The organism is Vitreoscilla sp. C1 (genome assembly GCF_002951955.2).
Classification (GTDB): Bacteria; Pseudomonadota; Gammaproteobacteria; order Burkholderiales; family Neisseriaceae; genus Vitreoscilla; species Vitreoscilla stercoraria.
Window position 1 is genome coordinate 1,923,481 of the sequence record NZ_CP019644.2, and the last position, 20,687, is coordinate 1,944,167.

16 protein-coding genes are annotated in these 20,687 nt (G+C 44.3%); 3 read left to right on the forward strand and 13 right to left on the reverse strand.

The window, feature by feature from the left end; translation table 11 throughout:
- Positions 1-2: 2 nt before the first annotated feature.
- The 3 genes from ADP71_RS09495 to ADP71_RS09505 form a co-directional block, all read right to left on the reverse strand.
- Complete coding sequence (locus ADP71_RS09495; RefSeq protein WP_171461110.1) at positions 3-1,232, reverse strand: type II secretion system F family protein; 1,230 nt, start codon at positions 1,230-1,232, stop codon at positions 3-5.
- A gap of 32 nt (positions 1,233-1,264) precedes the next feature.
- The gene (gene pilB / locus ADP71_RS09500; protein WP_019957099.1) at positions 1,265-2,956 is read right to left on the reverse strand and encodes a type IV-A pilus assembly ATPase PilB; all 1,692 of its coding nucleotides are present in this window, start codon (positions 2,954-2,956) and stop codon (positions 1,265-1,267) included.
- A 134-nt stretch (positions 2,957-3,090) separates the two neighbouring features.
- Positions 3,091-4,131, reverse strand: coding sequence for a porin (locus ADP71_RS09505; protein WP_104932065.1), 1,041 nt, complete (start codon positions 4,129-4,131; stop codon positions 3,091-3,093).
- Positions 4,132-4,588: 457 nt separating this feature from the next.
- Between ADP71_RS09505 and ADP71_RS09510 the strand changes: the two genes are divergently transcribed.
- Complete coding sequence (locus ADP71_RS09510) at positions 4,589-4,909, forward strand: ComEA family DNA-binding protein (protein ID WP_171461111.1); 321 nt, start codon at positions 4,589-4,591, stop codon at positions 4,907-4,909.
- 49 nt (positions 4,910-4,958) lie between these two features.
- Here the strand turns inward: ADP71_RS09510 and secA are convergent, their stop codons facing one another.
- The gene (secA, locus tag ADP71_RS09515; RefSeq protein ID WP_171461112.1) at positions 4,959-7,637 is read right to left on the reverse strand and encodes a preprotein translocase subunit SecA; all 2,679 of its coding nucleotides are present in this window, start codon (positions 7,635-7,637) and stop codon (positions 4,959-4,961) included.
- Between the two features lie 172 nt (positions 7,638-7,809).
- On the opposite strand from secA, the gene ADP71_RS09520 reads away from it, so the two are divergent.
- Positions 7,810-8,232, forward strand: coding sequence for a DciA family protein (locus ADP71_RS09520; RefSeq protein ID WP_104932067.1), 423 nt, complete (start codon positions 7,810-7,812; stop codon positions 8,230-8,232).
- Positions 8,233-8,280: 48 nt separating this feature from the next.
- Positions 8,281-10,299: an NADPH-dependent 2,4-dienoyl-CoA reductase gene (locus tag ADP71_RS09525; protein ID WP_104932068.1), complete on the forward strand. Its 2,019-nt coding sequence runs from the start codon at positions 8,281-8,283 to the stop codon at positions 10,297-10,299.
- A 55-nt stretch (positions 10,300-10,354) separates the two neighbouring features.
- On the opposite strand, the gene ftsZ is transcribed toward ADP71_RS09525, so the two are convergent.
- The 9 genes from ftsZ to mraY form a co-directional block, all read right to left on the reverse strand.
- The gene (gene ftsZ / locus ADP71_RS09530; protein ID WP_019957093.1) at positions 10,355-11,518 is read right to left on the reverse strand and encodes a cell division protein FtsZ; all 1,164 of its coding nucleotides are present in this window, start codon (positions 11,516-11,518) and stop codon (positions 10,355-10,357) included.
- A 101-nt stretch (positions 11,519-11,619) separates the two neighbouring features.
- Positions 11,620-12,855 (reverse strand): cell division protein FtsA, encoded by a 1,236-nt coding sequence (gene ftsA / locus ADP71_RS09535; RefSeq protein WP_040755481.1) that lies wholly within the window; start codon positions 12,853-12,855, stop codon positions 11,620-11,622.
- Positions 12,856-12,870: 15 nt separating this feature from the next.
- Complete coding sequence (locus tag ADP71_RS09540) at positions 12,871-13,683, reverse strand: cell division protein FtsQ/DivIB (protein WP_019957091.1); 813 nt, start codon at positions 13,681-13,683, stop codon at positions 12,871-12,873.
- Positions 13,667-14,578, reverse strand: a complete 912-nt coding sequence (locus tag ADP71_RS09545) for a D-alanine--D-alanine ligase (protein ID WP_026353353.1) — start codon at positions 14,576-14,578, stop codon at positions 13,667-13,669. The genes ADP71_RS09540 and ADP71_RS09545 overlap by 17 nt, the downstream gene beginning before the upstream one ends.
- 10 nt (positions 14,579-14,588) lie before the next feature.
- Positions 14,589-15,986, reverse strand: a complete 1,398-nt coding sequence (gene murC, locus ADP71_RS09550) for a UDP-N-acetylmuramate--L-alanine ligase (protein WP_040755194.1) — start codon at positions 15,984-15,986, stop codon at positions 14,589-14,591.
- A 17-nt stretch (positions 15,987-16,003) separates the two neighbouring features.
- The gene (gene murG, locus ADP71_RS09555) at positions 16,004-17,071 is read right to left on the reverse strand and encodes an undecaprenyldiphospho-muramoylpentapeptide beta-N-acetylglucosaminyltransferase (RefSeq protein ID WP_171461113.1); all 1,068 of its coding nucleotides are present in this window, start codon (positions 17,069-17,071) and stop codon (positions 16,004-16,006) included.
- Positions 17,068-18,228 carry a putative lipid II flippase FtsW gene (gene ftsW / locus ADP71_RS09560; RefSeq protein WP_019957087.1) on the reverse strand — a complete coding sequence of 387 codons (1,161 nt, stop codon included), beginning with the start codon at positions 18,226-18,228 and terminating at the stop codon, positions 17,068-17,070. Before ftsW ends, murG begins: the two co-directional genes overlap by 4 nt.
- Entirely contained in the window at positions 18,225-19,577 is a 1,353-nt protein-coding gene (gene murD, locus ADP71_RS09565) for a UDP-N-acetylmuramoyl-L-alanine--D-glutamate ligase (RefSeq protein WP_171461114.1), read from the reverse strand. Before murD ends, ftsW begins: the two co-directional genes overlap by 4 nt.
- Before the next feature lie 12 nt (positions 19,578-19,589).
- Positions 19,590-20,681, reverse strand: coding sequence for a phospho-N-acetylmuramoyl-pentapeptide-transferase (gene mraY / locus ADP71_RS09570; protein ID WP_019957085.1), 1,092 nt, complete (start codon positions 20,679-20,681; stop codon positions 19,590-19,592).
- Positions 20,682-20,687 lie beyond the last annotated feature (6 nt).

Sequence of the window (20,687 nt, forward strand, 5' to 3'; positions counted from 1 at the left end):
GATTAGAATGCATCACCCATACTGAACAATGGCAAGTACATGGCAATCAATAAGAAGCCAACAATACTACCCAAGACCACCATAATAATAGGTTCCATCAAGCTAGATAAGGTATCTACCGCTTGGTCGACTTCATCTTCATAAAATTCAGCAGCCTTATTAAGCATATCGTCAATCGAATCTGACTCTTCACCAATAGCAGCCATTTGCAAAATCATATTGGGAAATAAATCGGTTTCTTGCATCGCTGATGTCAAAGACGTACCTTGCTGAACTTTAGAGCGAATTTGGAATGTGCCTTCTTCATACCAAATATTACCCGCCGCACCTGCAACCGACTCTAAAGCCTCTACCAAAGGTACACCAGCTGCAAACAATGTCGCAGTCGTACGTGCCCAACGTGCAATCGCAGCTTTTTTAACAATCTCACCAAAAATCGGCATGTTCAACATCAGTTTATCCACAGCTTTTTGAACTGCAAAAAACTTATTAAATGCTACTTTCCATGCAATAAATGCCGCAATCGTCAAAAGCAACATCCACCACCAGTTAGCAACAAAGAAATCCGACACATTCATAACAATTTGAGTTAAATGCGGTAGTTCAGCCCCCAGACCTGAATAAATTTTACCAAACGAAGGCAATACAAATAACATCATTAAAACAATTAAGCCTACTGCCACAATAACAACGGCGGTTGGGTACATCAAAGCGCCCTTAACACGACGCTTAATGGCTTCGGTTTTTTCCATATAAGTAGCCAGTTTGTCTAACAATGAATCCAATACACCGCCGGCTTCACCTGCATCTACCAAACTACAAAACAATTTATCAAAATACTTGGGATGTTTACCAAATGCAGCGGCCAGTGCCGTACCTTGCTCAATATCAGATCGAACTTCCATCAACAAGTCTGTCATGTTCGCATTCGAATGCCCTTTAGCCACAATTTCAAATGCTTGTAACAAAGGTAACCCTGCTTTCATCATGGTAGCCAATTGACGGGCGAACAGTGTCACATCAGAATGTTTGATTTTACTGCGTTTGGCCGTCTTCATTTTACGTAAATGAACGACTTGAATACCACGTCGAGCAAGTTTCTCCTGCGCATCTTTTTCATTTTTCGCAATCACTTCACCACGCATGACTTGCTGACTAGCTCTACTTTTGCCCTCAAAAGAAAAACGTGTGCCTTTTTCTTTTTTGACCGTTTCTTTTTTAGCTGTTGCCATCAAAGATTCCCTTACTTGAATTTTTTAATTTTCTAATCGTTAGTGCCTGCAACCACTTCTTCCAACGAAGTCAATCCATTCATCACTTTTAACAAACCTGCACGGCGTAAATCTACCATACCTTCTTGATAAGCAATGTCAGCAATATCAACTGCAGTCGCATTTTTCATAATAGCACGCTGAATTTCACTACTAATCGGCATCAATTCATACACACCCAAACGACCTTTATAGCCACCGCCACGACAACGATCACACCCAACAGGACCATGAAACTGCAAGCCTTCAGTTTTCATTCTGGTCAACATTTCATCAGTGAAGCCCATTTTTTTCAAAACATCATCTGGAGGAGATTCAACAGGTGCTTTACATTCGCCACACAAACGACGCAACAGACGTTGCGCCATAATCAAATTCACTGAACTGGCAATATTAAAAGGTGCCACACCCATATTTAACATGCGCGATAAAGTTGCTGGCGCATTATTGGTATGCAGTGTGGAAAATACCATATGGCCAGTTTGGGCGGCCTTAATGGCAATATCGGCAGTTTCCAAATCACGGATTTCACCCACCATAATAATATCGGGATCTTGGCGTAAAAAAGACTTTAAGGCCGCTGAGAACGTTAAACCTTGTTTGTCATTCACATTCACCTGATTAATGCCAGGCAAGTTAATCTCTGCTGGATCCTCTGCAGTAGAAATATTGACATCAGGCGTATTCAAAATGTTCAAACAAGTATACAAAGAAACCGTTTTACCCGAACCTGTTGGGCCTGTTACTAGCACCATGCCATATGGACGGTTAATCGCATCTAACAAGATTTCTTTCTGGAAATCCTCAAAACCCAATTGATCAACATTCAGCGATGCCGCTGTTGAGTCCAAAATACGCATTACAATTTTTTCGCCAAACAACGTTGGCAAAGTACTCACACGAAAGTCGATGGCACGAGTATCGCTGACTTTCAATTTAATACGGCCGTCTTGAGGAATGCGTCTTTCTGAAATATCCAAAGAAGACATAACTTTGATACGCGAAGCAATTTGCTCTCTGATTTGAATCGGTGGATTAATCAACTCGCGCAATTGTCCGTCAACACGCAAGCGCACACGTGCCACTTTTTCATAAAACTCGAAATGGATATCCGATGCACCCGCTTTCAATGCATCCAATAACACTTTATGTACAAATTTGGCAATCGGACCATCTTCAACTTGCTCTTCTTCTTTTTCATCCCCAATCGTTCCGCCACCCAATAAATCAGTATCAAAATCATCTAAAATATTGGTAGAAGAGCTGGCACCTAAACGTTCAATTAAACCTAATAATTGATCTGCTGGAACCACAACCATATCAATGGTTACCCCAGCAGAGAACGTTGCTTTTTGCAAAGCTTGCAATACCGATGGGTCTGCAACTGCTACGGTCAAGCGACGTCCTCGTTGTAATAGAGGTATAGTTAAGAACTTGGCACTTTGTTCAGTAGTAATCACAGAGAAATCTACTTTCTCTTGATCAAACTGGCTTAAATCAAACAAAGGGCAACCAAATAAATGCGCTAACAAATGAGCCAATTGTTGAGATGTAATGATTTTTTCTTGTAATACAATCGCTACAATAGGTCTACCATCAGCTTGAGCTTTGCTTTCAAAAGCCGATATCTGCGCATCAGTAATGATTTTTTGTTGAGCCAATATACGTAATAAACCGCTATCCATAGATATAAGCCATAAGATTAATATTATTTTCTTATCATACTGCCATGCATGGTTTTTGTCATTTCAAAACGACATAGTCAAAAAAAAAGTCGGCTTTAAGCCGACTTTTATACCAATCTATATAATTAGATTAATTAGAATGCGTGTTTAAGACCAACGCCTACAGAGTACAAATCTTCATCGTTGCCGCCTTGTACTTGAGCTGTGTTGATCCAACCAGCAGAAACCAAAGCAGTAGTACGTTTAGACAAAGCGTAGTCAGCACCAATGATTACTTGGTTGTAGCCAGAATCTTTTACTTTAGAACCAGCAACTTTTTGGTCCCAACCGTGAGCGTAAGTCACTTTAGGAGTGATCGCACCCATAGTGTAAGCAACAGATACTGCAGCTTCATGAGCTTCTTCAGCTGTAACGCCGCTCAATGAACCGTAGCCAGCCATGTCTTTAGCGTATTGGTAAGCCAAAGCAACAAACAAGTTGTTAGCATCGTAACCAGCTTCTACACGAGCCACGTGACCGTCTTGAACGTCACCGTTTTTAACAGCTTCGTGTTTGTACAAACCGTAGCCCAATTTACCGAAGAAACCAGCATTTTCATAGTTCAAACCAACGATAGTTGATTGACCGTTAGTGCTACGAGAAGGCTCGTAAACAGTTTCAGTCGCAGAGTCAGCCAATTGGTGAGTCACGTTGAAGTTGAAACCAGAGAAATCTGGAGAATCATAACGAACACCTTGGCTACGACCGTCAAAACGAGTCATGTTTTGCAAACCACGTGCTTGTGCGCCAGCGCCAGTACGGTATTCCCAGAAATTCATGGTTTCCATGTTTTCGTTGAATTGGTCAGATACATAACCTGCACGTACTTTACCGAAGCCGCCTTCCAAACCGATGAATGTATCACGGTTGTTCCAACCTTCAGAAGATTGGTTACCAGCCAAAGATACACGTTGTTCAACTTGCCAAATAGCTTTCAAGCCATTACCCAAGTCTTCTTGACCTTTGAAACCAATACGTGAACCGTAGTCTTCCATTTGAGTGATAGTACCGCTATCAGCACCTTTATCACCAACAGTAACGCCTACGCCACCTTTGATTTGACCGTACAATACTACGTCAGCCATAGCTGCAACAGGCAAAGCAGTTAAAGCCAAAGCAATCAGAGTTTTTTTCATTGCTGCATTCCTTTTCTAGTCTAAAACGAACTTAAACGTTGTTCCCAACATATTCAAGCTTAGGGGTTAACCGCTGCTCTGACAAGCAGATTCAGGCGATTTATGGCTGTTAATATAAATCGTTCGTTGTAAAAATACAAACCGTAATCCCATTTTCATGCTGCAAGTGTCTAAAAATGTTAACAACAGATTAACCTTTTTTCAAAAAAATTATATAAATCAACATTTTAAATAAAATAATGTCATTAGATTAATCTATTAACATTTGTTGCAAAAATACAAATACCACCCTAACCATGTCAATTGACCTACCATTTATCCAAAATTACAACTATTTGATTTTATTACAGACAAAAAATAAATCATTTGATATCATAAACTTAGATGGGAACATTTCACTACACACACTCTTGGTCACACACTACTTTTACATGACTTATATCACTAGGAGACAATCATGAAATGGTTTTTCATCATATTACTAAGCGTATTGATGACTTCTCCAGCTTGGGCGGCTATCAATATTAATACTGCTACAGAAACGGAGTTACAAACATTAAAAGGTATAGGCCCTAGCAAGGCCAAAGCAATAGTAGAGCACAGAGAGAAAAATGGCTTATTCAAAACCACTCCCGACATCAAAAATGTGAAAGGCATTGGCGACGGTATTTACAACAGTATCTCGGCAGAAATCAATGTGGGCGACAAGCCTATAGCCAATACACCTAAGCCTGCAACTCAGACAAAAACCAAGCCTATTGAAAAAACCAATCCATAAAAAAAGAGCGCCATAAAGGCGCTCTTCTATCATTTAAATCCAATACAAATTACACCAAGCTACCATGACATTGCTTGTATTTCACACCACTGCCACAAGGGCAAGGATCATTGCGCAAAATATGGATACCACGTGCAGTTAAGGCCGCAGGGCTGTAATCGATTTCAGTATCTTGCTGCGGTGTCGGTGCAATATCATCTTGTACTTGATGAATCTGTTGGTTTTCTTCCACACGCACACCCACCAACAAACGCACCACATCATCTTGTATGTTCTTTAACAAACCTTCAAACATGGCGAAAGCTTCGCGTTTGTATTCTTGCTTAGGATTTTTCTGAGCATATCCACGCAAATGAATACCTTGACGCAAGTAATCCATCGCAGCCAAATGCTCACGCCAGCGATGATCCAAGACTTGTAATGAAACACTACGCTCAAATCCTTGAATTTGCTCCTTACCCACGCGTTCCATTTTTTGCGTATAAGCAGCCTCTACTTCAGCCAATAACAATTCTTTAATGCCCTCATTTTCCAAATTATTATCTGCTTTAATCCAGGCGGCAATATCTACTTCAGTATTGAACTCCGTAGCCAAGACTTTAACCAAACCCTCAACATCCCATTCCTCTTCCATACTTTGTGGTGGAATATAATGGTCTACCAAATCCTCTAATACTTCCATACGCATTGCTTTGGCCACATCAGACACATCCTCATGCTCCAGCAAATCATTGCGACGCGCATAAATCACTTGGCGTTGATCGTTGGCCACATCATCGTATTCTAGCAATTGCTTACGAATATCAAAGTTACGCCCCTCTACTTTGCGCTGCGCACCTTCAATTTGACGTGTCAACAAAGAAGCTTCAATCGGCATACCACGTTCTGGAGCCAGCTTATCCAATAAGAATTTGGCTTTGTCCATCGCAAACAAACGCAACAATTGGTCTTCAAATGACAAGTAAAAGCGACTAGATCCTTCATCGCCTTGTCGACCTGAACGACCACGCAATTGATTGTCGATACGACGACTTTCATGGCGTTCTGTACCAATAATATGCAAACCACCTGCAGCCAAAACTTCATCGTGTACAAGCTGCCATTGCGCTTTCAAATCCGCAATTTTTTGTGCTTTTTGCACATCACTTAACTGTTCATTGATTTCAATGGCTTTGACATCCGCATCAATATTGCCACCTAACACGATGTCCGTACCACGACCTGCCATATTGGTTGCCACGGTAATCATGCCCGGTTTACCTGCTTGAGCAATGATTTCTGCCTCGCGCGCATGCTCTTTGGCATTCAAAACATTGTGTTTCAAACCTTGCTTGGTCAATAACTCTGCCACCAATTCAGAGGTTTCAATGCTTGCCGTACCCACCAAAACAGGTTGGCCACGGGTATAACAATTTTGAATGTCATTGATTACTGCTTCGTATTTCTCTTCAGAAGTGCGGAAAATTTGGTCATTCAAATCTTTGCGTTTTGGTTTGCGGTTCGGTGGAATAATCACCGTTTCCAAACCATAAATACTTTGGAATTCGAACGCCTCAGTATCCGCAGTACCCGTCATACCTGATAACTTTTCATACAAACGGAAATAATTTTGGAAGGTGACAGAAGCCAAAGTTTGGTTTTCTTTTTTCACTTCCACGCCTTCTTTGGCTTCAATCGCTTGATGCAAGCCATCAGACCAACGGCGGCCTGTAGACAAGCGGCCTGTAAATTCATCGACGATGACAATTTCACCGTCTTGCACCACATAATTTTGATCTTTGTGGAACAATGTGTGTGCACGCAAAGCTGCCGTTAAATGGTGCATCAACATAATATTGTTGCTGGCATACAAAGAATCACCTTCAGGCAACAAACCCAATTGCACCAAAATTTGTTCTGCGTGCTCATGACCTTGTTCACTCAAGCTCACTGTATGGTTTTTCTCATCCACCCAGTAATCACCGTCGCCGTCTTCACTTTCTTGACGCTGTAAATAAGCAGGCACTTGATTCATCACTTGGTAAACTTGGATATTGTCATCCGCTTGACCTGAAATAATCAAAGGCGTACGTGCTTCGTCAATCAAGATTGAGTCAACTTCATCGACTACCGCAAAATACAAAGGCGTTTGCACACGCTCTTCTTGCGAGCCGACCATATTGTCACGCAAATAATCAAAACCAAATTCGTTGTTAGTGCCATAGCAAATATCACTGCGATAAGCCGCTTGTTTGTCCCAAGTTTCCATATCGCTGACCACCGTACCAACGGTCAAACCCAAGAAATTGTACAAACGCGCCATCAAATTGGCATCGCGCACAGCCAAATAATCATTGACAGTCACCACATGCACGCCTTTACCTGCTAATGCATTCAAATACACCGCCAAAGTAGCTACTAAGGTTTTACCCTCACCAGTACGCATTTCAGCAATTTTGCCTTGATGCAACACCATGCCACCAATCAATTGCACATCAAAATGGCGCATACCCAATACACGCTGACTGGCCTCGCGACACACCGCAAAAGCCTCAACCAACAACTGGTCTAATGTCTCACCTTTTTCCAAACGCTGTTTGAATTCAGCCGTCTTAGCCTGCAAAGCTTCATCGCTTAATGCCTGCATCTGCGGCTCAAGCGCATTGATCTTAGCAATATCTTTGCGGTATTTTTTTAACAAACGGTCGTTACGGCTACCAAACACTTTTTTGGCAAGACTGGTTAACATAATAATCGGCACCCTTCGCATGATTGCGAGTGAAAATAAAATCTATCGAATCGCTCAATTCTAGCACACGCAATTCCAAAACGTCATTGCACGCCAACCACATTAAGCAGCTTATCTTTTCCAACAGTATGGTGTTAAAGTAGGCATATTCAAGTCATCTCTGATACAAAACATGAATATCGAACATTGGGGCAAGCAACATCGCTTTTTGAATCGGCTCCTACAACAACAACAACATTGGCAACGCTTACAGCAATGTATCAATCAAAGTTTGCCTGCTAATTTAAGCCAACATTGCTCTGTGGCATGCATCAATGCGGATGGGCAATTGGTCATCTATGCACACAATCATTTGGTTGCAGGACGCTTAAAAATGCTATTGCCATCAAAATTAAATACCTTAAAACGCATTGACCCCAACATACAAAGCATACACATCAAATTACGCCCTAACCCAGCGCCTCAACCGAAGCGAATACAACGCCAATTTAGCAGCCATGCTTTAGACAGCTTTGATGATGCGGCAGAAAAAACCGCACATCATCCTGAATTGGCTGCCGCTTTACAACGTTTTGCCAGTAAAAGACGTGCTTAATCTGTACCAAACCAATAACAATCAAATCTACTCAACAAAGGAACACATATGCCGCAAGAGTTACTTGGAACACCTTTATCCTTACACAAACACGTTTTGCGCAACCGCATCATCATGGGTTCTATGCACACAGGTTTTGAAGAACATGCTGAGGGCAACGAACATTTGGCGGCTTTTTACCAAGCACGCGCTGAAGGCGGTGTTGCCTTAATTATTACAGGCGGCATCTCACCCAATGAAGCTGGCGCAGTCACCGAAGGCGGTGCCAAATTAACGACAGATGACGAAGTCAAATGGCATCGTTTGATTACCGACAAAGTACACGAGCACGACACCAAAATCTGTATGCAAATTCTACATACAGGACGCTATGCCATGAGTCGTCAACCGGTTGCTCCTTCTGCCATTCAAGCACCTATCAATCCCGCTCGCCCCAAAGCTTTGAGCACAGAAGAAGTCAAACAAACGGTTCAAGACTACATTCGCTGCGCCCAATTGGCACAACAAGCAGGTTACGACGGTGTCGAGGTGATGGGCAGCGAAGGCTACCTCATCAATCAATTCATCGCCCAACGCACCAACCAGCGTGATGATGAATATGGCGGCAGCTTAGAAAACCGCCATCGCTTTGCCACCGAAATCGTACATGGCATACGCCAAACTTGTGGTGACGACTTCATCATCATCTTCCGCATTTCCGTATTGGACTTGGTTGAGCATGGCTCAACATGGGAAGACAACTTGCAATTGATTCAACGTATTGAACACGCGGGTGCATCTATTTTCAATACTGGCATTGGCTGGCACGAAGCGCGCATCCCCACCATTGCAACCATGGTTCCTCGTGCTGCTTTCAGCAATTTCACTGCCAAACTCAAACAAGCCAGTCATTTGCCTGTGATTGCCACCAACCGCATCAATATGCCAGACGTAGCAGAACAATTATTACAAGATGGTATTGCCGATGCAGTATGTTTGGCACGCCCAATGTTGGCAGATGCACAATGGTCTAATAAAGCCTTGGCCAAGCGTCCTGAAAGCATCAATACCTGTATCGGTTGTAACCAAGCTTGTTTAGACCATATTTTTGCAGGCAAACTGACCTCTTGCTTGGTTAATCCATTTGCTTGTCATGAGTTGCAATTGATTCAAAAACCCGCCAAAAATTCCAAACGCATTGCTGTGATTGGTGCAGGACCTGCGGGCTTGGCTTGTGCTAAAACTGCCGCAGAACGTGGTCACCACGTCACTTTATTTGATGCACAAGCACAAATCGGTGGGCAATTGAACATTGCCAAGACGGTTCCAGGCAAACAAGAATTTAATGAAACTTTGCGTTATTTTGCCTACGAATTGGCACAGCTTAAAGTGGATGTGCGTTTGAACACTTGGGCAGATATCGCACAATTGCAAGAATTCGATGAAATTGTCTTAGCCAGCGGCATTCATCCACGCCAAGTCAACATTGAAGGCATTGACCATCCCAAAGTTTTGAGTTATTTGCAAGTTTTGCGCGACAAAGCCCATGTGGGTAATAAAGTCATCATCATCGGTTCAGGCGGTATTGGTTTTGATGTGGCGGAATTTTTAAGCCATCAAGGCGAAGACAGCTCTCAATCGCCCACATTATTCCAACAAGAGTGGCAAATCGATGCCAGTTTAGAGCAAGCAGGCGGCCTGAAATCCATCGAACCACAATTAACCCCTTCCGTTCGCGACATCACCATTTGCCAACGCAAAAGCGGCGTGGTCGGTCGCAACTTGGGCAAAACCACCGGTTGGATACATCGCTTAAGTTTGAAAGAAAAAGGGGTCAATATGTTGGGTGGCGTCACATATTTGAAAATTGATGATGCAGGCTTGCATGTCCAAATAGGTGACCAAATCCAAGTATTGGCAGCAGACCATATTATTATTTGTGCTGGACAAGAATCCAATCGCGATTTACAGGACGCTTTAAACACTTTAAATAAGCCTGTGCATATTATTGGCGGTGCCGATGTTGCCACCGAATTGGATGCCAAGCGTGCCATTTTGTCAGGCACAGAAGTGGCTTTGGCTTTGTAAAGTGAGACTCAAATAAAAAAGCCTGCTCAAAAGCAGGCTTTTTTGTGACATACGCTTAGTCAGCTTGACGGCGTAACATCGCAGGAATTTCAAAATCATCCAAAACCGATTGATCTGCAAAATCAGAAGCACCCAAGTTCATAGAGCGAGCAGAGCGGCCTGAACGAATCACATTCGGCACTTCCGCACCATGTGTACCCGTTGCTTGTTGCGATTTCACCATTTTCAATGAAGATGGCGCCACTTTGGCATGTTCTTTCAAACCTGTTGCAATAATGGTCACACGCAATTGGTCTTCCGCCATATTGGCATCTTCAGCCGTACCATATTTACGCTCGGCTTCAGGATGCGCATATTCGCTCACCACAGACATGATTTCTTTGTATTCAGACATTTTCAAGCAGCCAGGTGCGGTGGTGATGTTCACCAACACGCCTTGCGCACCATCCAAAGACACATCGTCTAACAATGGGCTGGCAATCGCTTGCTCAGTTGCCAAACGTGCGCGATCGACACCGCCTGCTTGTGCTGAACCCATCATCGCCATGCCCATGATGCTCATCACATTTTTTACGTCAGCGAAGTCCAAATTGATGATACCAGGACAAGTGACCACTTCCGAAATACCTGCAACAGCATTGCGCAAAACATCATCTGCCGCGCGGAAAGCCTCTTTCAAAGTCACATCATCGCCCAAAGCTGACATCAATTTGTCATTTGGAATCACAATCAAAGAGTCCACTTGGTTTTTCAAACGCTCCAAACCTTCTTTGGCCACGTTCAAACGCTTGCCTTCGTATTCAAACGGACGCGTTACCACCGCAACAGTCAAAATACCCATTTCTTTGGCAATATCAGCCACTACAGGCGCAGCACCAGTACCCGTGCCACCGCCCATACCTGCAGTAATAAATACCATATTGGCGCCATTCAACGCTTCAGCAATGGCTTCACGATCTTCTAGAGCGGCATTTTTGCCCACTTCAGGATTGGCACCAGCACCCAAACCACGGGTCAAATTAGTACCCAATTGGATGCGTTTAGGAGCTTGATTCAACTGCAATGATTGCGCATCTGTATTGGCACTGATGAACTCAACACCACGTACAGCACTGTTAATCATATTGTTAATGGCATTACAACCACCGCCGCCAATACCAATGACTTTAATGACAGCAGAACTTGCTGCTGACTCTACAACATCATATACCAATTGCATTTTGACTCCTAAGCGTATCGCATATTTTCAAGCGGTTACGCAAATTATAGCGGATTAAAGCAAACAATCTCAATCTGCTTGATCCAATTTATTTAAAATGATTAAAAATTATTGCGTAGCCAGTTCTTAAATTTCGCAATCACAGATTCACCCTGCTCCTCTTGCTGAACCCGTACTTCCAATAATTTTCGCGTCTCACCCGTATTTGATAATTGTAATAAACCAATTGCAGTTGAATAACGTGGGTTACGAATGCGCTCTGAAACACCACCCACATCTTTTGGTACACCAATGCGTGCAGGCAAATTAAACATGTCTTCCGCTAAGTCCACAATACCGGTCAACAAAGACGCTCCGCCTGTTAATACAATACCTGAAGTCAAAACTTCTTCTGGAAAACCTGCTTTACGCAGTTCATTCAATACCAATTCCAAAATTTCTTCAACTCGTGGACCAATCACACTGGCCAAAGTCTTACGAGAAATTTGACGGGGTTGACGATCACCCACGCTAGGCACTTCAATCATTTCATCTAAATCATCCATCGTTGCAATCGCCACGCCATGATTGATTTTAATGTATTCAGCCGCATTGTGCGGTGTACGCAATGCTTGCGCCAAATCTTTGGTAATCAAATCACCTGCAACAGGAATAACAGCTGTATGGCGAATCGCACCATTGGTATACACCGCGATATCAGTCGTACCGCCACCGATATCAATCACACACACGCCCAAATCTTTTTCGTCTTCAGTCAAAACCGCATGACCACTGGCCAAAGGTTGCAAAATCAAATTGTCAATGTGCAAACCACAACGGCTGACACATTTTTGAATGTTTTGCATTGCTGTAACCGCGCCAGTAATGATATGTACACGCGTATCCAAACGCACGCCACTCATACCGATAGGTTCTTTAACACCTGGCTGATTGTCAATAATGTATTCTTGCACCACAGTGTGCAACACATTGTGATCTGGTGGAATGTTCACCGCTTTGGCTGTTTCAATAGCACGATCAATGTCTGCTTGCATCACTTCGCCGTCTTTGATTTTCACCACGCCTTGTGAATTCAAACTGCGAATGTGATTGCCTGCAATACCAGTGGTGACACTGTTCACACGACAGTCTGCCATGAGCTGTGCTTCATCCATAGCTTGTTTGATGGCTTGAGCTGTGGCATCAATATTGGTTACCATACCGGCTTTTAGACCACGCGAAGCCGCTTGGCCCAATCCCACTACCTGAATTTCACCATCATCTAACACTTCGCCGATCAATGCGATGACTTTAGAAGTCCCGATATCTAATGCTGAGATGTATTGTTTGTCTTTCACAGTCAACACCTGTTTTTAGTTAATATTCGATTCATTATTTTTTATTGTTGCTGCATTTGTCACAACAGTGTCTGCTTCATTTGCTTTGGCTTTGGCCTCAGCTTCTTTTTGCAACCTCACCGCCAGTGCAGCATCTCGTCTGATGGCAAACCCATCGTGGTAACGTACGTCCACATATTCCAAACTGGCACCCAAAGGTGCTAAATCACGCTGCCAATACGTTAAAAAGCGCTGCAAACGTGGTTCCAAATCTCGCCGACCTAACTTTACCACCACTCCATTGTCCAGCACTACAATCCAAGCACCACGCTCACTGACTTCTAAAGTCTGCAAATTCAAATTCTGTTTGCGTAAAAGTGGTACCATTTTATCCTGAAACACCACCATTTTCGGCAACATATATACAGGACCCTTAAACAGAGGCAATGTTTTTTCAGTTTGAGCCATAAATACCACACCTTTGGCATCAATCAGACGTTTGTCATCTTGTTTGGCTACAACTTGACGTTCATCTACAAACACATTAATCGTATCTGGCCACAAACGTTGCACCCGAACAGATTCAATCCATTGGTCTTTTAACAAAGCCTCTTTTAAAACATTCATATCGGCTTTAAAAAAGTTACCTGTAATATTACGCTGTGCCACTTCAGCCAAAACTGTGGCATTGGTTTCTTTCAATTCACCATAAAAATGAATTTTTTGCACAGGAAAATAAGACGAATCCCACAACCATTTAAAGCCTGTTACACACAATGTCATCACTACAATTGTATACAACCATAAAGTGACGCGGCGTAAGGCTTTGGCATCATCCCAAAGTCGCATGTTCTAAGATTTCCACACACAACTGAGAAAAACTACGACCTGTTTGCAAAGCAGCTTTAGGCACTAAGCTATGAGACGTCATACCAGGAACTGTATTGGCTTCTAACACATACAATTGTCCATCTACACCACGTAAAAAATCCACACGTCCCCAACCTCGACCATCAATCGCAGCAAATGCTTGCAAAGACAATTCACGCATCAAAGCTTCGTCTTCTGCGCTCAAATCCGATGGGCACAAATATTGAGTATCGTCACGTGCATATTTAGCTTCGTAATCATAAAACTCAGTGGCAGGCACAATTTTAATGGTAGGCAATGCTTCATTGCCCAAAATAGCACAAGTATACTCACCACCGCCAATAAATGCTTCTGCAATCACCGCACCACGGTATTGTTTGAGCTCTTGGTATACCGCAGGCAATTGACCCGTGGTTGATACTTTCACCACACCAACACTGCTACCTTCCGCGCTAGGCTTCACAAACATAGGCAAACCCAAGCGCGCTTCCACTGCGGCAAAATCAGTATCGTCCTGTAACACTGCAAAATCAGGCACAGGCAAATCCAAAGCTTTCCAAATCAATTTGGTGCGCAATTTGTCCATACCAATGGCAGAAGCAGCCACACCACAACCTGTATAAGGCAAGCCCATAGTTTCCAATACCGCTTGCACACGACCATCTTCACCCGCGCCACCATGCAAAACGATGAACACACGATCAAAACCCAAATCTTTCAAAGCAAACAAAGATTGCTCTTTGGTATCAAACAAATGTGCATCCACACCTGCTGACAACAAAGCTTGGTAAACCGCATTGCCACTGTTCAAAGACACTTCACGCTCAGTGGACTCTCCACCCAATAATACCGCGACTTTACCTAAGTGTTGCATCATCATACCTTTATGCGAAATGGTTTTTCAATAATTTAGGCAAGGTGCTAATATTGCCTGCACCCATATTTAATAAAATATCACCGTCCTGTAATACATGCGCCAAGCTTTCAGGCAACTCAGCAACCGTTTCCACATAAATCGGCTCTAGCTTGCCATGTACACGAATAGCACGAGCCAAAGCTTTGCTGTCTGCGGCAACAATCGGTGCTTCGCCCGCAGGATAAACTTCGGTTAAAACCAAAGCATCCACTTGTTTTAACACGCTCACGAAATCTTCAAACAAATCGCGTGTGCGGGTGTAGCGATGTGGTTGAAATGCCAATACCAAGCGCTTGCTTGGATATGCACCACGTACCGCAGCCAAAGTCGCTGCCAACTCCACAGGATGATGACCATAGTCATCAATCAAAGTAATGCTACCGCCTTGCGGCAATGCCAAACCATCATAACGCTGAAAACGACGACCCACGCCACCGAACTGCAACAAACCTGCTTGAATGGCTGCGACATCCACACCACATAACAAAGCAATCCCAATACTTGCCAAAGCATTCAAAACATTGTGCTCACCCGGTGTATTTAACACCACATCAAACGGACGCACCGACATGTCTTTGACATGCACAGTGAAACGCATTTGCATGCCATCTGCCACCATGTCTGTAGCGTACAAATCTGCATCTACACTGAAACCATAAGTAGAATAAGGCTTGTTGATTTTCGGTAAAATCGCGCGCACATGTTCGCTTTCCACACACAAAAACGCACGACCATAAAATGGTAAACGGTGTACAAAATCAATGAAAGCTTGGTGCAATTTATCGATGCTGTGATCATATGTGTCCATGTGATCGGTATCGATATTGGTAATGACGGCCATAATTGGCGACAAATGCAAGAAAGACGCATCTGACTCATCCGCCTCAGCCACAATATAATCGCCCTTGCCCAATTGCGCATTGGCGCCAGCGGCATTGAGTTTGCCACCAATGACAAAAGTTGGGTCTAAATTGGCTGCACCCAAAATCGAAGCGGTCAAGCTTGTGGTCGTGGTTTTGCCATGAGTGCCCGCAATGGCAATGCCTTGGCGAAAACGCATCAACTCCGCCAACATCATCGCACGCGGAATCACAGGAATGTGTTCATCCAAAGCCGCTTTGACTTCAGGATTGTCACGGTTGATGGCAGTCGAAGTAACCACCACATCCACATTTTCCACATTTTCAGCATGGTGTCCGTGAAAGACAGTAATGCCCAATTCTTTTAATTGTTTGGTAGTGGCACTTTCAGATTGGTCTGAACCTGAAACTTGATAACCCAAATTGTGCAATACTTCAGCAATGCCACACATACCCGTGCCGCCTATGCCTACAAAATGAACACGTTTGACCAAATTTTTCATTATTATTTATCCTTTTTTTATCATTCAAACGTTGAAATCACTGCCGCAGCGGTTAAACGTGCCGCATCAGGCAAAGCTTGTTCGCGCGCACACTGCGCCCATTGTAAACAAGTTGCTCTGTCCATGTTTTGCAATAAATCAGCTAAAGCCTCTGGCGTAAACTGCGATTGTGGCACACTGACCGCCGCTTTGGCATCTACCAATACTTTGGCATTAAAAGTTTGATGGTCATCCACTGCATGTGGATACGGCACAAATACAGCGCCCAAACCAGCCGCTGCCAATTCCGCCACCGTCAAAGCCCCCGCTCGGCACACAATCACATCCGCCTCAGAATAAGCTTTGACCATTTCATCAATAAACTCTACACACTGTGCTTCCAAACCCAATTGTGTATAAGCGTCCTGTAAAGCAGGCAATTTATTGCGACCTGATTGATGCATCACGCTAGGACGTTGCTCTTCAGACAGCAATGCCAAGGCTTTGGGCACCATGTCATTGAACACTTGCGCACCCAAACTGCCACCCACCACCAACAATCTCAAGCGTCCTGTACGCCCTGCAAAACGCGCCTCAGGCGCAGGCATCGCTACAATGTCCGCACGCACAGGATTGCCTACCAAACCCTCGGCATTGGCAAAAACTTTCGGAAACGCATACAACACACGATTGGCATAACGTGACAACACTTTATTCGACAAACCCGCAATCGCATTTTGCTCATGAACTGTTAATGGCAAACCTGCCAGCTTGCCACCGACGCCACCGGGAAACGTCACAAAGCCGCCAAAGCCAATCAAAGCTTTGACGTTGTATTGTTTGATAATGCGTTTCACATCTTTGATATTGCCCATCAAGGTAAACGGCAACATCAATTTGCGTTTGATACCATTACCACGCACACCTTTAATCGCGATGGTTTCAAGCGGAATACCTGTTGGTGGCACAATGCGTGTTTCCATGCCGCCTTCAGCCCCAAGCCACACCACATCAAAACCTGCGGCCTGTAATTCACGCGCTACCGCCAAAGCAGGAAAAATATGACCGCCCGTACCACCGGCCATAATCATGACAGTTGCTTTACTCATACCTTATACCCTCTCATGACTCGGCGATTTTCCCAATCTACCCGCAACAAAATACCCATACACAACAACATGACAATCACTGCTGAACCACCATAAGAAATCAATGGCAAAGTCAAACCTTTGGTCGGCAACAAACCCAAATTCACACCCAAATTAAAAAAGCTTTGAATGCCTAGACAAATACCAATACCTTTAGCGGTATAAGCTGCAAAATACTGCTCTAAATCGCGTGCTTGTTTACCAATAGAAAAAGCGCGCCACACCAACCACACATAGCAAAAAATCAGTACGAACAAACCTGCAAAGCCCAATTCTTCACCAATGACTGCTGCGATGAAGTCTGTGTGCGCCTCTGGCAAGTAAAAACGTTTTTCCACGCTGGCGCCCAACCCTGCTCCCAACCATTCGCCACGAGCAAATGCCATCAAAGCATGGGTCAGTTGATAACCCGAACCAAAAGGATCTTCCCAAGGATTCATAAATGCCGTGACCCGTCGCACTCGATAAGGTGAAGTCCATACCAACGTCACCATAGAAGCAATGGCAATCCCCACGACCGCTAAAAACCAACCCATAGGCAAGCCGCCAATAAACAACAAGCCTACCGCAATCACAGCAACAACCACAAACGAACCGAAGTCTGGCTCCAACATCACCAAAGCCAAACCTGCACCAATCGGAATGCCGACAAACCATACCTTACGGAAATTGGTTAAAACATCCACACGACGGGTTAAAAAGCTACTCAGGTATAAAATAATGGCAATTTTAAAAATCTCTGTGGGCTGAATATTGAAAGGTCCAATATGTATCCAACGCTTGGCACCGTTGATTTCACGCCCCAATACCAATACCAACACCAACAGCAAAAAACTGAACAACAACAAACCCCACATACCTTTGTGCATGGTGCGTATGGGTGTTTTCATCATGCACCACATCGCAAAAAAACCCATGCTCAAAAATATCAATTGGCGTTCGACAAAATAAAAACGGTCGTCATGTAAACGCTCTGCGTGTTCAATCGAGGCTGAAAAAATCATCACCAAACTGAACATGGTCATCAACACAATCATCCACAACAGCGACCAGTCGAAAGTTTCACCATTTTTCAACAAGGTGCGGTCTAGCCATTTGGTATTGATGCGAAAATTCATGCTTGTGACAACTCTTTGAAAGCTTCGATAAAGACTTCTGAACGGTGCGCATAATCACGGAACATGTCCATGCTCGCACATGCAGGGCTTAACAAAACCGCATCGCCCGCTTGTGCCAACGCAAAACCTTGTTGCGTTGCCGCTTCCAAACTTTCACAACGCACAACAGGCACATCCAATTGCAATGCCGCTTCAATGTGCGCCGCATCGCGACCAATCAACATCACCGCGCGGGCTTTATGAAGCAAAGCGTCCTGTAAAGGTGAGAAATCTTGCCCTTTGCCCAAACCGCCTGCAATCAACACTATCGGCTGTTGCAAGCCTTGCAAAGCCGCACAAGTAGCACCAACATTGGTACCTTTAGAGTCATCAATGAATTGAACGTCTTGGTAAAAACCGATGGTTTCCACGCGGTGTGGCAAACCTTTGAATTGCGTCAACAATGGCAACAAACCCGCTCGCGGCAAACCAATCGCCTCACACAAAGCCAACGCCACCAACGCATTCGCAGCATTGTGTAAACCTGTCAAAGCCAAATCTTGCGCCTTTAACAACATGTCTTCACCCGCTTTGAGTGGCAAAGCAGCGTCCTGTACATCGACCCAATAATCACTCGGTTTTTGCAATGAAAACCATTTCACCTCACGATTCGGACGCGCCATTGCCAAACACAAAGCATCATCCGCATTGAGCACTTGCACACCACTGCCTGTGAAAATGTGCGTTTTGCTGTGCGCATAATCCAGCAAATCGTCATAACGATCCAAATGGTCTTCTGAAATGTTCAACACCGTTGCTGCCGATGCTTGCAAACTGCTCGTGGTATCCAATTGGAAACTGGACAATTCCAAGACCCAAACGTCTGCTTGTCCTTGGTTTTGCATCCAAGCATCCAAAACAGGCAAACCAATATTGCCTGCCACGACTGTTTTCAGGCCGCTTTGCTCGCACAAAAAGCCCGTCAAACTGGTCACTGTGGTTTTGCCATTGGAGCCAGTAATCGCCAACACTTTGGCATCTGTCTGCGCCACAAGCTGTGCAAAAATTTCCACATCGCCCACAACCTTGCCGCCACGAGCTGCGAAAGCTTGGACTTCAGGCTGACGCGATGGAAAGCCTGGACTGACTGCCAAAATATCAGCGTCCTGTAACACTTGCGCCAAACTGCCATCGACCAATTCAATGTCAGGACATTGCGCAGCAATCTCAGCACGGCGTTCTGCGCTCAATTTGGCATCGTAACCTTGCACCGTACATTCTTGAGATTGGAAAAAGCGCAACATGGATACGCCACTGCTGCCCAAGCCAGCCACAACAATGTGTTTATTTTGCCAAGATGGTTTGCTCATCGCCCTACTCCCTTAACGAATTTTCAAGCTGGCCAAACCAATCAACACCAACACAATGGTGATGATCCAAAAACGCACCACCACTTGGGTCTCTTTCCAACCCTTTTGCTCGTAATGGTGGTGAATCGGTGCCATTAAGAAAATGCGTTTTTTGCGCGTTTTGTATGAACCCACTTGCAACATCACCGACAACGCTTCTACCACAAACAAACCGCCCATGATGAACAAAATGATTTCTTGGCGAATAATGACCGCCACCGTACCCAAAGCCGCACCCATCGCCAAAGCGCCCACGTCACCCATAAATACTTGCGCAGGATAAGCGTTGAACCATAAAAATGCCAAACACGCACCACAAATGGCCGCGCAGAAAATCATCACTTCATTGGCACCTGTAATGTGGGGCAATTGTAAGTAACGGGCAAATTCCGCATGGCCGCTGGCATAAGCAAAAATCGCCAAACCCGCAGACACCAATACAATTGGAAACGCTGCCAAACCATCCAAACCATCGGTCAAATTGACCGCATTAGACGTACCGACAATGACCAAGTAAGTCAAAATCAAAAAGCCTACCAAGCCCAATGGATAAGCGATGTGCAAATTTTTAAAATATGGAATCACCACATAAGCCCATTGCGGCATGTTGACACTTGAAATTAAGAACAAGCCTGCGCCCAATGCCACCACCGATTGCCACACAATTTTAAAGCGGCCTGAAACACCATTGGGGTCTTTGTAGACCACTTTGCGCCAGTCATCATAAAAGCCCAAAGCACCCGTACCTATGGTCACTGCCAACAACAACCAAATGTATTTATTAGACAAATTACCCCAAAGCAGCACGCTCACGGCAATAGCGGTAATAATCAACGTACCGCCCATTGTTGGCGTACCGGTTTTGACCAAATGCGTTTGCGGACCATCGCGGCGTACCGCTTGTCCCACTTTCAATTGAGTCAATTTGCGTATGGTCCAAGGACCCAATAACAAACCGAATAATAAAGCTGTCAACGCAGCCATGACTGCACGAAACGTCGTATATTGAAACAAATTCCAAACATCGAACCACTGGTCCAACAAACTGGCTAACCACAACAACATAATTCA